The 21,310-nt window shown below is 52.1% G+C and carries 19 protein-coding genes and 2 pseudogenes; 10 read left to right on the forward strand and 11 right to left on the reverse strand.

The window, feature by feature from the left end:
• Window positions 1-207: 207 nt before the first annotated feature.
• Together ACKI5T_RS00460 and ACKI5T_RS00465 are read right to left on the reverse strand one after the other, a co-directional pair.
• The gene (locus ACKI5T_RS00460) at window positions 208-1,596 is read right to left on the reverse strand and encodes a sensor histidine kinase (RefSeq protein WP_407434805.1); all 1,389 of its coding nucleotides are present in this window, start codon (window positions 1,594-1,596) and stop codon (window positions 208-210) included.
• The gene (locus ACKI5T_RS00465) at window positions 1,596-2,273 is read right to left on the reverse strand and encodes a response regulator (RefSeq protein WP_407434807.1); all 678 of its coding nucleotides are present in this window, start codon (window positions 2,271-2,273) and stop codon (window positions 1,596-1,598) included. The genes ACKI5T_RS00460 and ACKI5T_RS00465 overlap by 1 nt, the downstream gene beginning before the upstream one ends.
• A 204-nt stretch (window positions 2,274-2,477) precedes the next feature.
• Here ACKI5T_RS00465 and ACKI5T_RS00470 point away from each other — a divergent pair, with 204 nt between their 5' ends.
• Window positions 2,478-3,314: a MipA/OmpV family protein gene (locus tag ACKI5T_RS00470; protein ID WP_407434809.1), complete on the forward strand. Its 837-nt coding sequence runs from the start codon at window positions 2,478-2,480 to the stop codon at window positions 3,312-3,314.
• Window positions 3,315-3,647: 333 nt separating this feature from the next.
• Here ACKI5T_RS00470 and ACKI5T_RS00475 read toward each other — a convergent pair whose 3' ends face one another.
• Window positions 3,648-4,541 (reverse strand): aldo/keto reductase family oxidoreductase, encoded by an 894-nt coding sequence (locus ACKI5T_RS00475; RefSeq protein ID WP_407434811.1) that lies wholly within the window; start codon window positions 4,539-4,541, stop codon window positions 3,648-3,650.
• Between the two features lie 172 nt (window positions 4,542-4,713).
• Here ACKI5T_RS00475 and tcp point away from each other — a divergent pair, with 172 nt between their 5' ends.
• Window positions 4,714-6,372, forward strand: coding sequence for a methyl-accepting chemotaxis citrate transducer (gene tcp, locus ACKI5T_RS00480; protein ID WP_407434813.1), 1,659 nt, complete (start codon window positions 4,714-4,716; stop codon window positions 6,370-6,372).
• Between the two features lie 69 nt (window positions 6,373-6,441).
• On the opposite strand, the gene smrA is transcribed toward tcp, so the two are convergent.
• Both smrA and ACKI5T_RS00490 read right to left on the reverse strand, forming a co-directional pair.
• Window positions 6,442-7,005: a DNA endonuclease SmrA gene (gene smrA / locus ACKI5T_RS00485; RefSeq protein WP_407434815.1), complete on the reverse strand. Its 564-nt coding sequence runs from the start codon at window positions 7,003-7,005 to the stop codon at window positions 6,442-6,444.
• 357 nt (window positions 7,006-7,362) lie between these two features.
• Window positions 7,363-8,098: pseudogene (locus ACKI5T_RS00490) on the reverse strand (LysR family transcriptional regulator); the annotation flags it as partial.
• A gap of 6 nt (window positions 8,099-8,104) precedes the next feature.
• Here ACKI5T_RS00490 and ACKI5T_RS00495 point away from each other — a divergent pair.
• The 3 genes and pseudogenes from ACKI5T_RS00495 to fnr form a co-directional block, all read left to right on the forward strand.
• Window positions 8,105-8,261 (forward strand): annotated as a pseudogene (locus ACKI5T_RS00495) (AbgT family transporter); the annotation flags it as partial.
• A gap of 10 nt (window positions 8,262-8,271) precedes the next feature.
• A complete protein-coding gene (ogt, locus tag ACKI5T_RS00500) occupies window positions 8,272-8,784 on the forward strand; it encodes a methylated-DNA--[protein]-cysteine S-methyltransferase (RefSeq protein ID WP_012017247.1) in 513 nt (170 codons plus the stop codon).
• A gap of 183 nt (window positions 8,785-8,967) precedes the next feature.
• A complete protein-coding gene (fnr, locus tag ACKI5T_RS00505) occupies window positions 8,968-9,720 on the forward strand; it encodes a fumarate/nitrate reduction transcriptional regulator Fnr (protein ID WP_012017246.1) in 753 nt (250 codons plus the stop codon).
• 135 nt (window positions 9,721-9,855) lie between these two features.
• Here fnr and ACKI5T_RS00510 read toward each other — a convergent pair whose 3' ends face one another.
• Together ACKI5T_RS00510 and ACKI5T_RS00515 are read right to left on the reverse strand one after the other, a co-directional pair.
• The gene (locus tag ACKI5T_RS00510; RefSeq protein ID WP_407434817.1) at window positions 9,856-10,158 is read right to left on the reverse strand and encodes a hypothetical protein; all 303 of its coding nucleotides are present in this window, start codon (window positions 10,156-10,158) and stop codon (window positions 9,856-9,858) included.
• A 144-nt stretch (window positions 10,159-10,302) separates the two neighbouring features.
• Entirely contained in the window at window positions 10,303-10,500 is a 198-nt protein-coding gene (locus ACKI5T_RS00515; protein ID WP_407434819.1) for a hypothetical protein, read from the reverse strand.
• Window positions 10,501-10,788: 288 nt separating this feature from the next.
• Here ACKI5T_RS00515 and uspE point away from each other — a divergent pair, with 288 nt between their 5' ends.
• Window positions 10,789-11,739, forward strand: coding sequence for a universal stress protein UspE (gene uspE / locus ACKI5T_RS00520; RefSeq protein WP_407434821.1), 951 nt, complete (start codon window positions 10,789-10,791; stop codon window positions 11,737-11,739).
• A 61-nt stretch (window positions 11,740-11,800) separates the two neighbouring features.
• On the opposite strand, the gene pntB is transcribed toward uspE, so the two are convergent.
• Together pntB and pntA are read right to left on the reverse strand one after the other, a co-directional pair.
• Window positions 11,801-13,189: a Re/Si-specific NAD(P)(+) transhydrogenase subunit beta gene (gene pntB, locus ACKI5T_RS00525; protein WP_407434823.1), complete on the reverse strand. Its 1,389-nt coding sequence runs from the start codon at window positions 13,187-13,189 to the stop codon at window positions 11,801-11,803.
• 10 nt (window positions 13,190-13,199) lie between these two features.
• A complete protein-coding gene (pntA, locus tag ACKI5T_RS00530) occupies window positions 13,200-14,729 on the reverse strand; it encodes a Re/Si-specific NAD(P)(+) transhydrogenase subunit alpha (RefSeq protein ID WP_407434825.1) in 1,530 nt (509 codons plus the stop codon).
• 534 nt (window positions 14,730-15,263) lie between these two features.
• Here pntA and ydgH point away from each other — a divergent pair.
• The 3 genes from ydgH to folM all read left to right on the forward strand — a co-directional run bounded on the left by ydgH (window position 15,264) and on the right by folM (window position 18,537).
• Window positions 15,264-16,208: a DUF1471 family protein YdgH gene (gene ydgH, locus ACKI5T_RS00535; protein WP_407434827.1), complete on the forward strand. Its 945-nt coding sequence runs from the start codon at window positions 15,264-15,266 to the stop codon at window positions 16,206-16,208.
• A gap of 183 nt (window positions 16,209-16,391) precedes the next feature.
• On the forward strand, window positions 16,392-17,774 hold the full coding sequence (locus ACKI5T_RS00540; protein ID WP_407434829.1) for an amino acid permease: 1,383 nt from the start codon (window positions 16,392-16,394) through the stop codon (window positions 17,772-17,774).
• A 40-nt stretch (window positions 17,775-17,814) separates the two neighbouring features.
• On the forward strand, window positions 17,815-18,537 hold the full coding sequence (folM, locus tag ACKI5T_RS00545; RefSeq protein WP_012017239.1) for a dihydromonapterin reductase: 723 nt from the start codon (window positions 17,815-17,817) through the stop codon (window positions 18,535-18,537).
• Here the strand turns inward: folM and ACKI5T_RS00550 are convergent.
• On the reverse strand, window positions 18,534-18,869 hold the full coding sequence (locus ACKI5T_RS00550) for a GlpM family protein (protein ID WP_407434832.1): 336 nt from the start codon (window positions 18,867-18,869) through the stop codon (window positions 18,534-18,536). The two genes, folM and ACKI5T_RS00550, sit on opposite strands and share 4 nt — an antisense overlap.
• Before the next feature lie 126 nt (window positions 18,870-18,995).
• On the opposite strand from ACKI5T_RS00550, the gene rstA reads away from it, so the two are divergent.
• Window positions 18,996-19,712, forward strand: a complete 717-nt coding sequence (gene rstA, locus ACKI5T_RS00555) for a two-component system response regulator RstA (protein ID WP_407434834.1) — start codon at window positions 18,996-18,998, stop codon at window positions 19,710-19,712.
• A gap of 187 nt (window positions 19,713-19,899) precedes the next feature.
• Here the strand turns inward: rstA and chrA are convergent, their stop codons facing one another.
• Window positions 19,900-21,105: a chromate efflux transporter gene (gene chrA / locus ACKI5T_RS00560; protein WP_407434836.1), complete on the reverse strand. Its 1,206-nt coding sequence runs from the start codon at window positions 21,103-21,105 to the stop codon at window positions 19,900-19,902.
• Between the last annotated feature and the right edge of the window lie 205 nt (window positions 21,106-21,310).

Below are 21,310 nucleotides of genomic sequence, written 5' to 3' on the forward strand. Positions count from 1 at the left end.
GCGCGGAATTTTACGTTGAAATCCGTGAAGAATTGTTCACCAGCCTCAGCGATCGTTTTAGACAGATAATGGTAATAGCGCTCAACCCCGTAGGCTTCAATTTGCTGGATTTGCTGGCGAACAGGCGCACAGAAAAGCGCGGAGCTCCCTGCCCCCGCTCTTTTACTGATGCCCTCCGCTGGTCAGGGATGACAGTGCTGTTGCCTTTCACGCGGACTTTGGTGTAGGGAAATCAACAGTTACCATCAACCCGCCCTCTTCAGACGTGCTCAGGGATACGCTGCTGTTGTGTTGCTGCGCAACCGCTTTGACGATTGCCAGCCCCAGCCCACTTCCGCTCTGTATCTGATTGGGATCGCGAAAGAATCTATCGAACACGCGCTCCCTCATCTCAAGCAGAATACCGGGCCCTGCATCTGAGACACGCAGTTGCGTGAATCTCTCGAGTGATCGAACGACGACCTCAACCCGCCCGCCCTCAGGGCTATACTTCACGGCATTTTCAATGACGTTATCAATCAGAGACATCAGACGCTCTCTGACACCGGTAATCCATATTTCATTTTCAGAGTAAAATTCAAGTTCAATTCTGCGCTCAGCAGCCAGCGGAGCTAACTCCGCCATTCGCTCCTGAATGAGCGTCGTCAGCGGCACAGGCTCCATGACAGTGTCAATGCGCGCCTCGCTGTGCATGAGCAGCAGCAACTGATTGACGAGTCGAGCTGCGCGGCTATTGCTACGAATGATCCCTGCCAGCAACTCCTGTTGACTCTCGCTGCTTATATAGGACTGCAATGCCTCAACATTGATGCGCATTGCAGCCAGCGGGGTACGCAGTTCGTGAGCGGCATCGGCAATGAAAATCCTTTCCCTATCAGTGCTTTCTCGCAGCCTCGCAAGAAATGCATTAATCGCGGCCACCATTTGGTGAAGCTCCATATGCTTTGGCACTGATTTTAAGGGAGACAGGTCTTCCGGCGTGCGTAAGGCAATCTCATTGACCACTTTATTCCAGGGCCGCATCGCAATGCGGATTGACAGCCACGCGGGAAACAATAGAAAAGGAATACAGACCAGTAACGGTAATATGTAGTAGCCACGTGAGTTCAGGTAGATAAAGAAGTTCCAGCCTGCGGCAGGGGTAATCAGTGTGATCTCCACATCGGAGTTCCCTGATTGTAGAGTACGGCTAGTCCAGGAGCGTCCTTCACTCTCTATTGTCTGGAGGCTCCCATATAGAGTGTTTGTCACCCCGGTTGGTGCGCCATCCGATGAATAAATTATGTGTTTATTTTTGCGAACAATTAAGCTGATCGACAGCGCAGGATCCTCACCTCCGCCATAACCTTCCCGCAACGCCTGGCTGAAGGCGTCCAGTACCTCGGTTCGCGCCTGCGGACGATCGTCCAAACGATCGACCAATTTTTGAATGGTTTCGTAAGTCTTACTGCCCGTTAGCATAGGAGGGCTTCGCAAGTCTTCCGACAGAATGTAGGTCAGAAAAAAACACCAAAGCAGCGTAAGCAAAAGCATTTGGGCGATGATAATTCGCCGTACGAGCGAAGGGGTTCTCAGGTGCAGCCAAAAATTTCGCATCAACCCGCTCCCTTCTGAACGGGGACGGTATCGATCACAAACCCGACTCCCCTCACCGTTCGCACATAGCCATCGCCGATTTTGCGACGCAAATTCCCCATATGCACATCCAGAGAATTGCTCATATTCTCTTTTGCCCCGAATATTCTCTCTTCCAGAAACCTACGAGTAATGACGCGATCGGTGCGCAACAGTAAAGTCTCAAGCAGCGCGTATTCACTCGCCGTCAACTCAATATTCCGCGCGTTCACTGTTACGCGACGAGTCGGAACGTGAAGAGATAACCCGCGAATTTCTATCATCTCATTTTCGAAACCGTAACTGCGCCGCGCAAGGGCTCTCACCCTGGCCAACAGCTCGGCAAGCATAAAAGGTTTGACGAGATAGTCATCAGCGCCAGCATCCAGCCCGCAAAGGCGGTCCTGCAGCGTGCCTCGTGCGGTCAGAATGATGACAGGGATCCCCTTCAGTTGCCGGCGCAAGTATGCCATCAGGCTCATGCCATCGCCGTCGGGCAGCCCGAGGTCGAGCAACACCAGTTCTGGTACGCAGGCATCAAGTTGATGCAGCGCATCCTCTTTGCGGCGAACCCATATGACATCTAATCCTTGATCTGCAAGGGCGATACGCACGCCGTTGCCTAGATCCAGGTCGTCTTCGATCAGGAGAATTTTCACAATAGTTACGTTATCAACAGTGAATGAAGAAAGTCTGAAGAAAAAAACGGTATCAGGAAATCTATCAGGTTTGCATCACCGGGACGTACTTCAGTATTTCTTCATTTTGAGCTCATGAGAACTTTAGGGTGTGTATTCACACTGAGCGTTCTGGCGTTTAAACCGCTTGTATCGTAATCAGTTGAATCCCTAAGGACTTCTTTAATGAGAAATTTCGAACTGCGTCATCAGTTCCTCCCTTCACTTTCGGGACACACGCTAAAAAAAATATTGCCGGGCGCGCTGCTGGCGTTACTCGTCTCTCCAGTGCTGGCGGCAGAACCGCAGCAAGGTAACGGCTTAACGTTGGGAGGGGGCGTGGATGTTACACCACGCTATTCTGGTTCGAATGAAAACCGTGTCACGACGGCCCTTGTGTTTGATTACTCGATGCGTAATGGATTCTTCGTGAGTACCACGCAGGGTATCGGTTACGGCAACAGCATCGGCAACCTGGATTACAGTACTGCGCTGAGTTATCGCGCAGGCCGTAAAGATCACGATGTTGACAGCGACTCATTGAGCGACGGCAGTGACAACCTGCGCGGTATGGGCGATGTCAAAGGGTCGGCTCTGGGTGTGGTGGGTCTGGGGTATAAGGTGGCCGACTGGCTTCATTTGCAATTACAGGCTGAGGTGCCGTTTACTGAGCGAGACAATGGTGCGGCTCTGCATTTCGGCATTCTTAGCCCACTGTATAGCGGCTCGAAAGATACTTTAACGATGGCGCTGACCAGCAGTTGGGGGACGAGTGACTATATGCAGACGTACTACGGGGTCAATTCATCACAGTCAGCCGCATCAGGGTTTGCTCCCTATGATGTCGGAACGGGGATTTATGCATGGTCAATGAATGTGGACTGGACGCACAAGTTCAACCAGGACTGGAGCGTGGTAGCCGCAACGGGTTTTACACAGTTGGTGGGTGATGCACGCAACAGCCCGATTGTGCAACGGAAAGCATCGCCCACTGGGAGCTTGAAAGTGATATACAGTTTCTGATAATTGTCCGACGTTTGCCTCTCGGCAGAGTGTGGGTATCCACCGTCAATACATACACATTCGATCCGCCCCGATTCAGATTATGGGGCGGTATTCGACTTGCAGAATTACTCAGAGCCTCTGGAGCACATCAGCGTTCCCGATCTCTGAACCATTCATCTTTTGATCGGGTCATCTTTAGATCGGTATTAGTGGTCCGCGCACTTGAGGCCTTTCACCGCCACCGGCGTGACAGAAAAATCTGTATCGCCGAAGAGATTGAAAACGCCTCCACGCCACGCTGAATTTTGTCCCACGTAGCCTGAGGGCGCGTCCTGTTTTGCTTTTCATCGCTTAATGCTGCGCAGTATTACTCTCTTCATAAGACGCGAGCGCATTGAGCGTGTCCATCGCCTCGTCGGACAGCACAAGCTCTGCGGCGGCAAGATTTTCATGCAGATGTACAACCGATGAGGTGCCCGGAATCAGCAGAATATTAGGCGAGCGTTTCAGCAACCATGCCAATGCAACCTGCATCGGCGTCGCCTTTACTGCCTCCGCGACGGCCTGGAGGCCGGAAGACTGCAAGGGCGTAAACCCACCGAGCGGGAAAAACGGCACATAGGCGATGCCCTGCTCCGCCAGAGAATCGATCAGCGCATCGTCGCCACGATTAACAATGTTGTAAAGGTTTTGCACGCAAACTATCGAGGCGATGCTCTGCGCTTCGGCGACTTGCGCGGCGGTCACATTACTCAAACCAATATGTCGCACCAGCCCCTGACGCTGCAATTCGACAAGCGTGGTCAACGGCTCGGCAATGGATCCTTCAGCGGGCCCATGAGCACTGAACATAATGCGCAAATTCACCACATCCAGCGTATCCAGCTGTAGATTTCGCAGATTATCGTGTACCGCCTGCGTCAATTCCTGAGCAGAAAATGCAGGGAGCCACGACGCATCAGCGCCACGCCGCGCACCAATTTTGGTCACAATCGTCAGGTCGTCCTGGTACGGATGTAACGCCTCACGTATCAGTTGGTTAGTGACATGAGGGCCGTAAAAATCACTGGTATCAATATGATTAACCCCAGCCGCCACTGCTTCCCGCAGCACATCCAGCGCCGCGTCCCGGTTTTTCGGCGGGCCAAACACGCCCGGGCCGGCGAGCTGCATCGCCCCATAACCCACTCTTTTCACGTTACGGGTGCCTAACGTAAACGTACCGCTTTTCTCGATATTGATCATATTTTGATTCCTGTTCGACGAACTGAAAGAAAATTAAATTTGATAAATAGTATTCAGGGGAACAATAGGTTACATGAAGAAAAAGTTAGTTTAGTCACTGTTAAGTTAAAGTTTAGAGATACTACGTCGATAGTAATGGTGCAACTTCTGCACAACAATCGGGCGTCTTTTTATGCTGAAAAATCTGCACGTAATTACTGGGATCATTTTTGCACTTACGCTGTTCTGCCTGCTCCAGGTCGTCACGGGTGGCTTGTTCTACTCCGCAGTCAGCAATGATCGTCAAAACTTCCAAAATTCAGGAAATCTCAACGCGCAACAAGAGAGCCTGAGCGACAGCGTAAACACGCTGGTTAAAACGCGCGTTACCGTCACTCGCGTTGCGATCCGTTACCTTAAAAATCAGCGCGATCCCGCTTCTCTGGCGGCGATCAACAAGCTGCTCGGTAACGCCAGCACGTCTCTGGGCAAAGCTGAAGCCTATTACAGCGCATGGCATGAGATGCCGCCGGTGAACGGGCAGAGCCAGGAATTAACCGCCGAGATGCAGAAAGCATACACCCAGATGCACGAAGTCATGCGGCTGTCGATCGAATATCTGAGCGCCGATAACTATCAGGCGTACGGCGATCTGGATGCACAAGAGGCTCAGGACAAGATGGAAGCCGTCTATACGCGCTGGCGTGCAGAAAACAACACCCTGCTGAAGGCGGCTGCTCTGGAAAACCAAAACAGCTTTACCAGCATGCAGTGGACGTTGGGCACCATTTTGCTGGTTGTCATCGGCGTACTGATTGTGTTCTGGATGGGTTTGCAGCATCTCCTGCTGAGACCCCTGCGCAGCGTGATGAATCATATTCGCACCATCGCCAGCGGCGACCTGACGCATACCATTTCTATCGACAGTCGTAATGAAATGGGTCAACTGGCTGCGGGTCTGCATGAAATGCAGCAATCGCTGGTGACAACCGTCAGCGCGGTACGTGGCAGCACCGATTCGATCTACACCGGCGCGGGCGAAATCGCGACGGGGAGCAACGATTTGTCTGCACGTACTGAACAGCAAGCCTCTTCCCTGGAAGAGACCGCTGCAAGCATGGAAGAGCTGACCGCCACGGTCAAACAAAACTCCGACAACGCCCGCCAGGCGACTCTGCTGGCAAAAAATGCGTCAGAAACCGCCGATCGGGGTGGAATGGTGGTCGATAACGTCATTCGTACCATGACCGAGATTGCCGACAGTTCACAGCAAATTGCCCACATCACCAGCGTTATCGACAGCATCGCTTTCCAGACCAATATTCTGGCGCTGAACGCCGCTGTGGAAGCGGCTCGTGCCGGTGAGCAAGGCCGTGGATTTGCCGTCGTTGCCGGTGAAGTCCGCACGCTGGCAAGCCGCAGTGCGCAGGCCGCGAAAGAGATCAAAGGATTGATTGAAAACTCCGTCAGCCGCGTGAATACCGGCTCCGGGCAGGTCAGCGAAGCAGGCAAAACCATGAAAGAGATTGTTGCGGCCGTGACGCGCGTAACCGATATCATGGGCGAAATCGCGTCGGCATCCGATGAGCAGAGCCGCGGGATTGAACAGGTCAGCCTGGCCGTTTCTCAGATGGACAGCGTGACGCAGCAGAACGCCGCGCTGGTGCAGGAATCCGCCACGGCGGCGGCGGCGCTGGAAGATCAGGCCGAGCAGTTGCGCCAGGCAGTTGCCGCGTTCCGCTTGAATGCACAAGCGCAAAACAGCGCGCCGCGACCGTCGAATCTCAAAACACCGCAGGTATTGCGTCCGGCTGCGGCCTCTGCCTCAGACGGAAACTGGGAAACCTTCTGACAGTCATCTTTTGAAATGCGGGTGAATTATCACCCGCAATGCTTTTCTGGCACTAAAAGCAAAACCTGTTTATCGACTCCGTTTTGCGTGTCGTTCCCAGTTTTCCAGTTTAGCGGCTTCGGATTTTTGCAGCGCAACATAGCATGCGCCATCTCCACCGTGATGGGGCAGCGCTACGCAGAAGGCCTGCACTTCATCAAATTCTGTTAACCAGCGAGCCAGATAACTGCGCACAATATTCGGATGCGAATTATCTTCCCGGCCCTTTCCGTGAACGATGATCAGGTTGCGCAAACCATCGTGACGCGCCTGCCGAATAAAGCTAAATAGCATCTGGCGACACGGCTCAATCGGCTGGCGTAATAGATTCAGACTGGCCTGGCGGGGATATTTTCCGTGACGTAATTTTTCAATTACGCCCTGCTGGACACCTTCACGTTGAAACGCCAGCGGTTCGGCGAGAGGCAATACGTCGAGGAACCCCAGCGTCAAAAAGTTATCAAGCTGAGTAACATCTACAATCTGACGGATGCGCGAGTTACGATTAGGCTGCCAGTTGACATCCGCGGCGCGTTTCAGGGGCTGGACATCTTCCATGGCGTCAAGAAAAATTGATTTATCGTCTGGCTTCATGGAAATTCTCCGGCGAGATCTGAAGGGGTACTATACCCGCGCCGGACGGGGGTCTCAATGCTCCAGCCACATCACTTCTGAAGCGATTACGACACAATCAAAAGTAATAACCACATGAAAAGAATTAACATGGCTAATATGAATGATTAAATCAACCTTAACCACAATTTAACTGTTAATTAATTTACCAATTTAAGTTAAAAATATGTGAATTTCGAGGTGCCATCACTTTATTTTTAAGTGAAACCTGTTATAACTAAATAAACCTGCAGAACGGAATAATGAAGCGGGATTTGCAATAGGATGAACTGCTGTGTGTACTGTAGGGTCTGTCCGATGTCGGCAGACTCTATTTTTTTATTGATCGTCGCTGCTTAATATTCCGCGGGCATCTCTTCTGAATTGCGTAATTAACGACAACGTCAGCGGCGTTTGTCGGGAATCACGTCTTTCAATCAAATAATAAACGGCTTTGGACAAGGTTTCTTCGATCGGCAACATCACCAGATGGTGCGTCAGGAGCGGATAGCAGCCCAGTTCTTGCGGTAAGACACTCAAGAAATTGCTTTGCGCAACAAGGCTGATACAGGATGAGAATGTTTCGCATACAACGTCAATGCGCGGTATTTTTGAGCGATATTTAAACATGTCCTCCAGCTGCTTATAATAACTCCCACGAGGCGTCGGCATGCTCCAGTTATAATGCAGAAGCGCATTGATGGATTTAGCCCCTACCCCGGATGCCCTTTCCGACAAAATACCGCAAACGGTTTTTCGAAGCGTTTTTCAAAGGTAAATTCGTGGTCGAATGGCCCCTGATAATAGGTATTTATCGTAAAATCAAGTTCGCCCTGACGTAATTCGTTAATCATCGATACCCGTTGCCCTTCCATAATTCGCACTTTCACCAGCGGGTGCTGTTCATGAAAGCGCGTAATCACCGCAGGCATTAACTTACGGGCGAGATTGCCCCCATGCCAATGTTAATTTGACCGCCCAGCAGACCTTGACGCTGATGGATATCGTCCTGCTCCGCACGTCGTTCTTCGAGAATCAGATTCGCATGTTGATAAAAACTCTCGCCGCATTCTGTAAACGCCTTCAGCGCTACAAACCGGAGGCCAAACTGGGGTACCTACTATTCGCTGGTCTTACCGTATCCGCTTATCTTTTTAGGGGTATGGCTGGTGATGTTAGTGGCGTGGTATCTTGTCGAACTGTCAATTGGACCGGGGATTTATCCACGGCTGAATTAAGGGAAAAAGGATGCTGAGGTTACTCGAAGATAAGATTGCCACGCCGCTGGGGCCTCTATGGGTGATCGCCGACGAGCAGTTCAATCTGCGCGCGGTGGAGTGGGAAGAATACAGCAATCGCATGGTTGAACTGCTGGATATTCATTACCGCACCGGTTATGAACGCATCGGTGCTACCAATCCGGGCGGTCTGAGCGAGAAGCTGGCAAACTACTTTGAAGGCGATCTCAGCATTATTGATACATTGCCTACCGCAACAGCGGGCACGCCCTTCCAGCGCGAGGTGTGGCAGGCACTGCGCGCCATTCCCTGCGGGCAGGTAATGCATTACGGTCAGCTTGCCGAACAGCTCGGACGCGCCGGAGCGGCTCGCGCGGTAGGTGCGGCGAACGGTTCCAATCCGGTGAGTATTGTGGTGCCCTGCCATCGCGTGATTGGCCGCAATGGAACGATGACGGGTTACGCGGGTGGTGTGCAACGAAAAGAGTGGCTTCTGCGTCATGAAGGCTATTTGTTGCTGTAGAAACCAGGCTTTTAGTGCTTAATTTTCTTCCAGTTAGCACCAAATCCCACAGTCAAGCTGTGGAATTTCAAGAAGATGGCGACACAATGTCGCCACTTGCCTTTATTGATGGTTTACCAGGCTTACGTCTCCACTAAAAAGATGTTAAAATTGACCAATATCAATTAAAGCTTGAGCAGACCTATGATCCCGGAAAAGCGAATTATACGACGCATTCAGTCTGGCGGTTGTGCTATCCATTGTCAGGATTGCAGCATTAGCCAGCTCTGTATCCCGTTTACCCTGAACGAGCATGAACTTGATCAGCTTGATAACATCATCGAGCGCAAGAAGCCTATTCAGAAAGGGCAGACGCTGTTCAAAGCGGGAGACGAACTGAAATCGCTCTATGCAATCCGTTCTGGCACCATCAAGAGCTATACCATCACCGAGCAAGGCGACGAGCAGATCACTGGCTTCCATCTTGCTGGCGATTTGGTCGGTTTTGACGCCATCGGGACAGCTCATCACCCGAGCTTTGCTCAGGCGCTTGAAACCTCAATGGTGTGCGAAATTCCATTCGAAACCCTGGATGATCTGTCAGGCAAAATGCCTAATCTGCGTCAGCAGATGATGCGTCTGATGAGCGGTGAGATCAAAGGCGATCAGGACATGATCCTGCTGCTTTCCAAAAAGAATGCTGAAGAGCGTCTGGCAGCCTTTATCTACAATCTGTCACGCCGTTTTGCGGAGCGGGGCTTCTCTCCTCGCGAATTCCGTCTGACCATGACGCGTGGTGATATCGGTAACTATCTGGGTCTGACCGTTGAAACTATTAGTCGTCTGCTGGGTCGTTTCCAGAAAAGCGGCATGCTGGCGGTAAAAGGCAAATACATCACCATCGAGAATGGTGAAGCGCTGGCGGTTCTTGCGGGTCACTCGCGCAACGTCGCATAACGTACTTTTCTCTTTACCGGGTCAACGATTTTTTGGCCCGGTATTAAAACTCCCCCTTCTACAACGCGTTAAATACTCATCCCACTCTTATTTCGGCTTGTGTGTGACTCCAGCCCTTCAATTATTTAAAAAGTATTATTTAAAAAGTAATGAGGAAAGGCCTACAAACATAACGATGCCCATAATCACCTGGATTAAGGCAACAAAAAAAGCAAGAACACCAAGCACGGTGATTTTTCTACGAAGAATGAACGTGATACCGGACAGTACGGCGCTAAAAAGAATTGTTTTAACGATGTAACTCAGCGGCACCAGCATCGTATAACCTGTATGTATGCCAGCTAACCCCATCAGACCGATCAATAACCCCCCGCAAAACCCCCATCCCCAGAACGTCATCGGCAAACTCAATTGCCCTGTCACTAATTTTTTTAACACAGTCGTTCTCCTTTTATTCTTTAATTATCCATGACAGCCAGGGTTGTGTGCATGTCTCTCGTCGCTCGCCAATATAAATGAGCCATTAACGTTTCAGAACTCACTGCGTGTCTATGCCGTTAACCCGGTCACCGTGTCAGTTTTTCATACACCTTTGCGCACAAGCGCGGCGGCCTGTTGAAAAACCTCATCTTCCACACCATCACCCTTCTGCCTTCCGAGTCTGACCAGTTCACCAACAACGCTGTCCCGATTGATGGGTTTCTGCGCGGAGACCAGGCCAATCACTGCCGCGCCGATTGCCAGCCCCACCAACCCCGTCTGTTCATCTTTGTTCTTCATCGCTTTGCTCCATTAAACCCTCAAAAAGAGTAGCACCGCCCGGCAAACACTCAAGATGTTCCGCCAGCAGACACTACGCTTCAGCGTCTCAAGCTGACAGGTGGCTTCCTGTGATGGCCAAAAGATCGGCTTAATCCTGGGAAAATTTACGGGAATCAACATATAAAGGCGTTCATCAATAAATTCTCACGATTTATTGATCTGGTAAAACTTATCCCCTGTTTCATTCAACATATATAGGTTACTCTTTTAATTACAGACTGTGGTGACAGTAGTAAGGAGACCTGTATGGCAAAGTATCAAAACATGCTGGTGGCCATCGATCCTAATCAGGACGATCAACCCGCATTACGTCGAGCTGTCTATTTACATCAACGGATTGGTGGCAAAATCAAAGCGTTTTTGCCCATCTATGACTTTTCATACGAAATGACCACCCTTCTGTCGCCTGACGAACGCACGGCGATGCGTCAGGGAGTGATCAGCCAGCGTACCGCGTGGATCCGCGAGCAGGCAAAATATTACATCGATGCGGGTATCCCCATTGATATCAAAGTGGTGTGGCATAACCGTCCTTTTGAGGCCATCATCCAGGAAGTGGTTGCCGAGAAACACGACCTGCTGCTCAAAATGGCCCATCAGCACGACAAACTGGAGTCGGTGATTTTCACCCCGACCGACTGGCACTTGCTGCGCAAATGTCCATGTCCGGTGTGGATGGTCAAAGACCAGCCATGGCCAGAAGGCGGTAAAGCGCTTGTCGCTGTGAACCTCGCCAGTGAAGAGGATTATCATAATTCTCTGAATGAAAAACTGGTCAAAGAGACGATACATCTCGCCGAGCAGGTCAATCATACCGAAGTGCATTTAATTGGTGCTTATCCGGTCACGCCGATTAATATCGCCATCGAACTGCCTGAATTTGATCCAAGCGTGTATAACGATGCGATTCGCGGTCAGCATCTGCTGGCTATGAAAGCCCTCCGCCAGAAATTTGGCATCGACGAGAAAATGACGCACGTCGAAAAAGGTCTGCCTGAAGAGGTGATTCCTGATTTATCGGAGCATTTGCAGGCAGGTATTGTGGTGCTGGGAACTGTCGGGCGAACCGGTATTTCCGCAGCCTTCCTGGGCAACACGGCTGAACAGGTCATTGACCACTTACGCTGCGACCTGTTGGTGATTAAACCGGATCAGTATCAAACGCCTGTTGAACTGGACGACGAAGAGGACGATTAAAACCGGCTTCACCGCCATAAAAAAAGCCGCCATCTCTGGCGGCTTTTTCACATTTTACGTCTTAAAGCGATTTCAGAATTGCATCCACGCTGGCTTTAGCATCGCCAAACAGCATGTGGGTGTTCTCTTTGAAGAACAGCGGGTTCTGTACGCCTGCATAGCCCGTGTTCATTGAGCGTTTGAAGACAATAACGTTCTGCGCCTTCCACACTTCCAGAACAGGCATACCGGCAATTGGGCTACCCGGATCGTCCTGCGCCGCAGGGTTAACCGTGTCGTTCGCGCCAATGACCAGAACCGTATCGGTGTCGGTGAAATCATCATTGATCTCATCCATCTCCAGCACGATATCGTATGGCACTTTCGCTTCTGCCAGCAGAACGTTCATGTGACCCGGCAGACGACCCGCAACAGGGTGAATGCCAAAGCGCACTTTGATGCCGCGCGCACGCAATCTCTCGGTAATTTCTGCCACCGGATACTGCGCCTGCGCCACCGCCATGCCATAGCCTGGGGTGATGATTACCGTATGCGAGTTTTTCAGCATATCAGCGGTGTCTTCAGCAGTAATTTCGCGGTGCTCACCCACTTCTTCATCGCCCGTAGACGTGGCACCGTCGGTACCAAATCCACCCGCAATCACGCTAAAGAAGGAGCGGTTCATCGCCTTACACATGATGTAAGACAGGATTGCACCCGAAGAACCCACCAGCGCACCGGTAACGATCAGCAGGTCGTTGCTGAGCATAAAGCCCGCCGCCGCTGCCGCCCAGCCTGAATAGGAGTTCAGCATCGACACCACAACCGGCATATCCGCACCGCCGATTGACGCCACCAGATGCCAGCCAAATGCCAGCGCGATAATGGTCATCACCAGCAGCGCCAGCACCTGCATGCCCACGCTTTCGGTACGCACAAACACGACTAGCAGCAGGAAAGAGACCACCAGCGCCGCAAGGTTCATCTTGTGGCGGTTTGGCAACATCAGCGGTTTAGAGGAGATTTTGCCGCGCAGCTTTCCAAACGCAACGATAGAACCTGTGAATGTCACCGCACCGATGAAGATGCCAAGGAAGACTTCGGTCAGATGAATATTGACCAAAATCTGCTCCATACCCGGTTCGTGATACAGGTAGCTGTTAAAGCCAACCAGCACCGCCGCCAGACCCACAAAGCTGTGCAGAATCGCCACCAGCTCTGGCATCTCGGTCATTTCAACGCGTTTTGCCAGACGAATACCAATCGCGCCACCGATGATCATCGCCACCAGGATCCACGCCACGTTGCCGGTGTCCGGCCCGAATATCGTCGCGATCAGCGCGATCGCCATCCCGGCGATACCAAAGTTGTTACCCCGTTGCGACGTTTCGTGCTTGGAAAGTCCCGCCAGACTGCAAATAAACAGGATCGCAGCAACAATGTATGCAGCTGTAACTAATCCTCCAGACATATGCTACCCCTTAGCCTTTACGAAACATTTTCAGCATGCGCTGAGTCACGGTGAAACCACCGAAAATATTGATACTGGCGATAAGCACCGCGATAAAGCTCAGGAAGCTGATCCAGCCGCCATGCCCAATTTGCAGCAACGCCCCGACCACGATGATCCCGGAAATCGCGTTTGTCACCGACATCAGAGGCGTATGCAGTGCGTGAGAAACGTTCCACACCACGTAGTAACCGACGACGCAGGAGAGCGCAAAAACGGTGAAGTGACCGAGGAACTCTTTCGGCGCGACGTCTGCCAGCCAACCAAACAGAATAATCACCAGCGCCATTAGTGCATATTTACGCCATGGAGAAACCGGTTCAGCCGGTTCTTTCGGCGCAGGAGCCGCTTTTGGCGCGGCCTTAGGCTGAGCAGAAACCTGAATTGGCGGAGCGGGCCAGGTGACTTCGCCATCGCGAACCACGGTCACACCGCGTACGACTACATCATCAAAATCAACGGTCACGTTGCCGTCTTTTTCTTTGCACAGCAGCTTCAGCAAGTTAACGAGGTTCGTGCCGTACAGCTGGGAGGACTGCGTCGGCAGACGTCCCGGCAGGTCGGTATAACCGATGATCTTCACGCCGTTCGCCGTGATGAAGATTTCGTTCGGAACGGTGTATTCGCAGTTACCGCCGTTTTGTGAAGCCAGGTCGACAACGACACTACCCGCTTTCATGGAATCAACCATTTCACGCGTGATCAGCTTTGGCGCCGGTTTGCCAGGAATAAGGGCCGTGGTCACGATGATGTCGACGTCTTTTGCCTGCGCGGCAAAGAGCGCCATCTCGGCCTTAATAAACGCCTCAGACATCACTTTCGCGTAGCCATCACCGCTACCCGCTTCCTCTTCGAAATCCAGCTCAAGGAACTCGGCGCCCATACTCTGCACCTGTTCTTTCACTTCCGGACGGGTATCAAATGCGCGAACAATCGCGCCGAGGCTGTTCGCCGCACCAATTGCTGCCAGACCGGCCACACCCGCACCGATCACCATCACCTTCGCAGGAGGCACTTTACCTGCAGCGGTAATCTGCCCGGTGAAGAAACGCCCAAATTCATGCGCCGCTTCAACGATGGCACGATAGCCCGCAATGTTAGCCATTGAACTCAACGCATCCAGCGACTGCGCGCGAGAAATACGTGGCACAGAATCCATTGCCATTACCGTGACACCGCGTGCGGCCAGCTTCTCAATGAGTTCTGGATTTTGCGCCGGCCAGATGAAGCTCACCAGCGTCGTGCCTGGATTCAGTAAAGCAATTTCGTTCTCTTCAGGTGCGTTCACCTTCAGAATCACCGGCGATTGCCAAATCTCAGCGCCGTCGACGATTTCGGCGCCAGCCTGAATAAATGCCTCGTCATCGAAGCTCGCCAGTTTGCCCGCGCCGCTTTCGACCGCGACGGTAAAACCCAGTTTAAGCAGCTGCTCGACCGTTTTCGGCGTTGCGGCTACGCGGGTTTCATTGGCAAACCGTTCTTTTGGTACCCCAATACGCATAGTTTTCCCTTCCATCGGTTCTTGATGATGGTTTGTCGATAAATGACCGCGGTTCGCATTTGCTGTCGCCCGATCACGACCTGACGAATGTATAACCACGGAAAATAAAAAAGTAACAAACTTTCTATAACCTACTGAAAATAACGCTTGTGATCCACCGCAAGAAAACACTATTTCTGACTTTATCTGTGAAAAATAAGTGATCACAGTCTCTGACCGACATATTTACCTTACTTTCAGCGCCAGGCCCGATAAATAGGTCAAGCGAAGCGGTAAAAACATGATATAGCCCCACATTAGAACAACCCATTAACATTAAATTAACTCGTGAAAGTCATATGCCTAATCAGTTTTACTGTTCAAACGCCTGTTTATTCAACATATCACTAAATGTTATCGAACTTAATCCTGACCTCAGCACCGGCTGCGAAAAATGGCGCAGACAGCGACAGGTTTTAAATGCCATAATCGGCGACGATTTCAAATTAACAACAACACCAGCACCTGGTTTGCGCATGGCGAAGGATTATTTTTATGAAGCTTAAGAACACTCTCCTGGCGTCCGTACTTCTTTCTGCGACCGCCTTGTCCGCTAACGCTGCGACAGAATTAACGCCGGAGCAAGCATCAGCGTTAAAACCTTTCGATCAGACAGTCATCGTGGGTCGTTATAACACCATCAGCGAAGCCGTCGCTGCCGCATCAAAACTGGCCGATAAAGTCGGTGCAGACTCATTTTACGTGGTTGACTCTTCCGATCACGGCAACAGCGGTAACCAACGCGTTACGGTCGCTCTTTATAAAAACGATGCACCCAAAGCTGACGCGCCAAAAAATCGTGTGATCAACGGCGTAACTGAACTGCCAAAAGACCAGGCCATTGCGCTTGAGCCTTTTGACACCGTCACCGTTCAGGGTTTCTATCGCAGCCAGCCCGAAGTGAACGACGCCATCACTAAAGCCGCGAAAGCGAAAGGGGCAGCCTCTTTCTATATCGTGCGCCAGGTGGATGCTAATCAGGGCGGTAACCAGCGTATCACTGCTTACATTTATAAAGCTGATGCGAAAAAGCGTGTTCTGCAGAGCCCGGATGCGATTCCAGCAGATTCAGAAGCAGGACGTGCGGCGCTGGCGACCGGCGGCGCAGCGGCTAAGGCTGTTGAGATTCCAGGCGTGGCAACCTCTGCCGCACCAAGTTCTGATGTGGGCCGTTTCTTTGAAACGCAATCCTCTAAAGGGGGTCGCTATACCGTGACCCTGCCAGACGGCACTAAAATTGAAGAGCTGAACAAAACTGCCGCAGCGCAGATGGTTCCCTTCGACAGCGTGAAGTTCACCGGCAACTACGGCAACATGACGGAAATTTCGTACCAGGTCGCTAAACGCGCGCAGAAGAAAGGGGCTAAGTACTATCACATCACCCGCCAGTGGCAGGAACGTGGTAATAACATCACCATCAGCGCCGACCTGTACAAGTAACACCCAGGTCTAAAAAGGCGGCGCAATGCCGCCTTTTTTCTTAATTTGATCGAAATTCTGCCTCACATCATTGCATGCCAGCAAGACACTCCGTAAAATCCCGCGCCTTAGTGTGATCCACCATTTTTATGCGCCTGTGCGAAATAATTATTCTGGATTTGGACCTTTCATAACAGGAAGCCAATGGAAAAGAAACTTGGCCTGAGCGCATTAACTGCGCTTGTTTTAAGCTCCATGCTGGGCGCAGGCGTCTTCAGTTTGCCTCAGAATATGGCCGAAGTCGCCAGCCCGGCGGCATTGCTCATCGGTTGGGCCATCACTGGCGTTGGGATCCTCCTGCTGGCGTTTGCCATGTTATTGCTGACGCGTATCCGCCCGGATTTAGATGGCGGAATATTCACTTACGCGCGCGCAGGATTTGGCGAGTTAATCGGCTTTTGTTCCGCCTGGGGTTACTGGTTATGCGCGGTGATCGCCAACGTCTCCTATCTGGTGATTGTTTTCTCCGCCCTGAGTTTCTTTACTGATACTCCTGAACTGCGCTTCTTCGGTGATGGCAACACCTGGCAGTCTATTGTCGGCGCGTCGGTTCTGCTGTGGCTCGTCCATTTTCTGGTCCTGCGCGGCGTGCAGACGGCGGCCAGCATCAATCTGGTGGCGACGCTGGCAAAACTGGTCCCGCTGGGCCTGTTTATCGTCCTGGCATTTGTCGCGTTTCGTCTCGACGTCTTTACCCTTGATTTCAGCGGCGTGGCGTTGGGCGTCCCCGTCTGGGAACAAGTCAAAAACACCATGCTCATCACGCTGTGGGTATTTATTGGGGTAGAAGGCGCAGTGGTGGTTTCGGCAAGGGCACGCAATAAACGCGATGTCGGCCGTGCCACGCTGCTGGCCGTTTTGGCTGCGTTAAGCGTCTATCTGCTGGTCACGTTGCTGTCTATTGGGGTGGTTGCCCGTCCAGAACTGGCGCAAATGCGTAACCCTTCAATGGCAGGCCTGATGGTCAAAATGATGGGTTCCTGGGGCGATGTGGTGATTGCAGCGGGGTTGATTGTTTCGGTTTGCGGTGCCTATCTGAGCTGGACGATTATGGCGGCAGAAGTGCCCTTCCTTGCCGCCACGCACAAAGCGTTCCCGCGCTTGTTTGCGCGTCAGAATAAGAACAGCGCGCCCTCTGCATCTCTGTGGCTGACCAACATCAGCGTCCAGGTGTGTCTGGTGCTGATCTGGCTCACAGGTTCGGACTATAACACGCTGCTCACCATTGCCTCAGAGATGATTCTGGTACCCTATTTCCTTGTCGGTGCCTATTTGCTAAAAATAGCCACCCGTCCCGTGCATTACGTGGTGGGTGTCGGTGCTTGTCTCTATGGGTTATGGTTATTGTATGCCTCCGGCCCGATGCATCTGCTGCTTTCCGTGGTGCTCTACGCGCCGGGTCTGCTGGTGTTTATTTATGCCCGCCGCACGCATCAGCTTAGCCACACGCTGAAACGGCGCGAACTGGCATTGATTGGTCTGTTACTGGTTGCATCCGTACCGGCAACGTGGATGTTAATGGGATAAGCGCATACTTTCCCATTGTCGAACTGAAAAGGAGAAAACGATGGGAAACGCGCCACAACGCCCCATTCTGATTACGGGTGGAGGCCGACGTATCGGCCTCGCCCTTGCCCACCACTTTCTCACTCTCCGCCAGCCGGTTATCGTGAGCTATCGCAACGAATATCCCTCGATAGAAGGATTACGCCAGGCAGGCGCCACCTGCATTCAGGCCGATTTTTCTACTGACGAAGGGATTCTGAGATTTGCCGAAACGGTGAAGTCCAACACCCGCGGGTTGCGCGCCATCATTCATAATGCCAGCGCATGGCAGGCTGAAAAACCTGGCACACCGCTTAGCGAAACGCTCGCCTGCATGATGCAGATCCACGTTCATGCGCCTTATCTGTTGAATCATGCGCTCGAAGAGTTACTGCGCGGCCATGGCCATGCCGCTGGCGACATTATTCATTTCACCGATTACGTCGTCGAACGCGGCAGCGATAAGCATATTGCCTATGCGGCAAGCAAAGCGGCGCTGGACAACATGACTCGCTCTTTCGCGCGCAAGCTTGCGCCGGAGGTAAAGGTCAATGCTATCGCGCCTTCGTTAATTCTGTTTAACGAAGAGGACGATGCGGAATACCGCCAGAAAGCGCTGAATAAATCGCTGATGAAAATTGTGCCGGGCGAAAAAGAAGTGATCGACCTGATCGATTATTTACTGACAAGTTGCTACGTCACGGGGCGTTCGTTTGGCGTCGACGGCGGTCGTCCGCTGAATTAGTGAAAACGGCTCCAGAACAAGATTAACACCCAGGCGCTGAGGCTCCAGCACACCACGGCCCCGCCCAGCGCCAGCGGTAAACGCATCATCGCCGTGAAATACCACAGCGACAGCAGATAAATAAAATAGGGAATAATGGACCACATGCCAAACACGATGGTGGTCCGCAACGCTTCAATTCCACGCTCAGACGCCACAATGTAATGGGCGAACAGCGCAAACGTCGGGAATAATGGAATCAGGCCCGCAATATAATAATTCTTCGTTTTCGCCAGCAGGCCAATCAATACTACCACCAGCGCACCTAGCGCCGCCTTCAACAAAAGCGCCATCCTTTTCCCTTAACAATCAAATAACAATAGCGGCCAGAATAGCGGAACTGATGATAATTATGAAAGATTAATGGAAGGTTAAGGTTACGCGGTGTATGTTGACATTTTTCGCGATACAGACGTTTTATGAATAAGATCGTTTTTGTTGAGGATGAACCCGAAGTTGGCCAGCTTATCGCCGCCTACCTCGGAAAACACGATATGGACGTCGTCGTTGAGCCACGTGGTGACCGCGCTGAAGAGGTTGTGCTGCGTGAAAAACCCGATTTGGTCCTGCTGGATATCATGCTGCCAGGCAAAGACGGTATGACCGTGTGTCGCGATTTGCGCGCGCAATGGGACGGCCCTATCGTTTTGCTCACCTCGCTTGATAGCGATATGAACCACATTCTGTCACTGGAAATGGGGGCGAACGATTACATTCTTAAAACCACGCCGCCTGCTGTTCTGCTGGCGCGCCTGCGTCTTCATTTACGCCAGCGTGTCGCCGCTGAAAACCAGACGCCGTCTCCGGCTCTTACGCCGTACAAAGCCATGCGTTTCGGCACGCTATCGATTGACCCGGTGAATCGTCAGGTTCTGCTGTCGGGCATGGATGTCGCCCTTTCGACTGCCGATTTCGACCTGCTGTGGGAACTGGCCACGCATGCCGGTCAGATTATGGATCGCGACGCGCTGCTGAAAAACCTGCGCGGTGTGAGTTACGATGGGATGGATCGCAGCGTTGACGTCGCGATTTCGCGGCTGCGTAAAAAATTGCTGGATAACGCCACCGAACCCTACCGCATCAAAACCGTGCGCAACAAAGGTTATCTGTTCGCTCCGCACGCCTGGGAAACCTGATGACTTTGTCATCCGGATACGTTCATGAAAACGCTGATTGTTCCATAGTATTAGCGCCAAATCCTTCAACCTATTGTGAGTACTGAAATATTATTTAATTACAGTAGGTTGAAGGTTTCCCGCAACAAAAAAATAGGGCCAAAAGCAGACTTTAACATGCACCCTTTGCCTCAATACATCCCTAAACTCACAGGGCTACACTGAACAACCAGCCCGCAATAGCACTGCTCACCACAACCAGCCATGGTGGTAACTTCCAGAACAATAGAGCAACCAGTGCCAAAAGCGCCAGGATGAAGTCTTGCGGCGCGTGAATCGCGCTCGTCCATACTGGTTGATAGAGGGCTGCTAACAACAGGCCAACCACGGCCGCATTAACACCTAATATCGCCGCTTGCGCACGGGTGTTGCGGCGCAGATGCTCCCAGAAAGGTAAGGCACCCGCGATCAGCAGGAAGGATGGCGCGAAGATCGCCAGCAGACAGACCAGACCACCGAACCATCCGGAGGGTCCATGATTTAGTGAAGCGCCGAGAAACGCCGCAAAGCTGAACAAGGGGCCAGGAACGGCCTGGGTAGCACCGTAGCCGGCCAGAAATGTATCTTTGCTTACCCAGCCGGTAGGCACTACTTCAGCTTGCAGCAACGGTAGCACGACATGCCCACCCCCAAATACCAGTGAACCGACCCGGTAGAAGACACTCACCATTGATAAAGTCTGATTTGGAAACATTGCCGTCAGCAATGGCAAGCCTGTCAGTAGCACAAAGAACAATATGAGCCACAACAATCCGACGCGACGCCGTATGGCGATCGGCAGCGGGTCATGTATTGACCTATTCTGAGGTTTAAACAGCAATAGACCAATGGCAGCAGCAATGACGATAGCCCCCACCTGCCCCCAGGCAGACGGCACAAGAAGCACAAAGCAGGTGACTGCCGCCATGATGGTGATACGCGGTGTATCCGGGCAGAGATTACGAGCCATACCCCATACAGCTTGTGCAACCACCGCTACGGCCACCACCTTTAACCCTTGCAGCACCCCCAATGGCATCACATCCCCGTCGCTGACCATCCCCAGCGCAAAGAGGATCAGCGCCACTGCTGATGGCAGCGTGAAGCCAGCCCATGCAGCTAACGCCCCGGTATAACCGCATCGGAACAACCCGATCGCCATGCCGACCTGGCTGCTTGCAGGCCCTGGCAGGAACTGGCAGAGAGCGACTAAGTCTGCATAGCTGGGCTCGGTCAGCCACTTCCGCCGCGTCACAAACTCATCGTGAAAGTAGCCCAAATGGGCAATCGGGCCGCCAAAGGAGGTCAGACCCAGTCGAAGAAAGATCAGAAAGAGAGCCCAAGGGCTTTGGTCAGGCCTGGCAATATCGCTCATGGTCGCATCCAGATTTCTGGCTTCGTTAGATTATATTAATCGAGATCCGATAACGAAATGCGATAAAAATAAGCCATGATCCTTTGATCGTTGGCTTATGCCTTGTCCTTATGGGTCATCTGCTTTTGTAACATGACTGACGTGGACGAGAGTAAGAACGGATTCCAGAAGCCGAACGGCGTGGTTGCAGACCAACACCTAAGGC

Source organism: Lelliottia sp., from assembly GCF_045627565.1.
Classification (GTDB): Bacteria; Pseudomonadota; Gammaproteobacteria; order Enterobacterales; family Enterobacteriaceae; genus Enterobacter.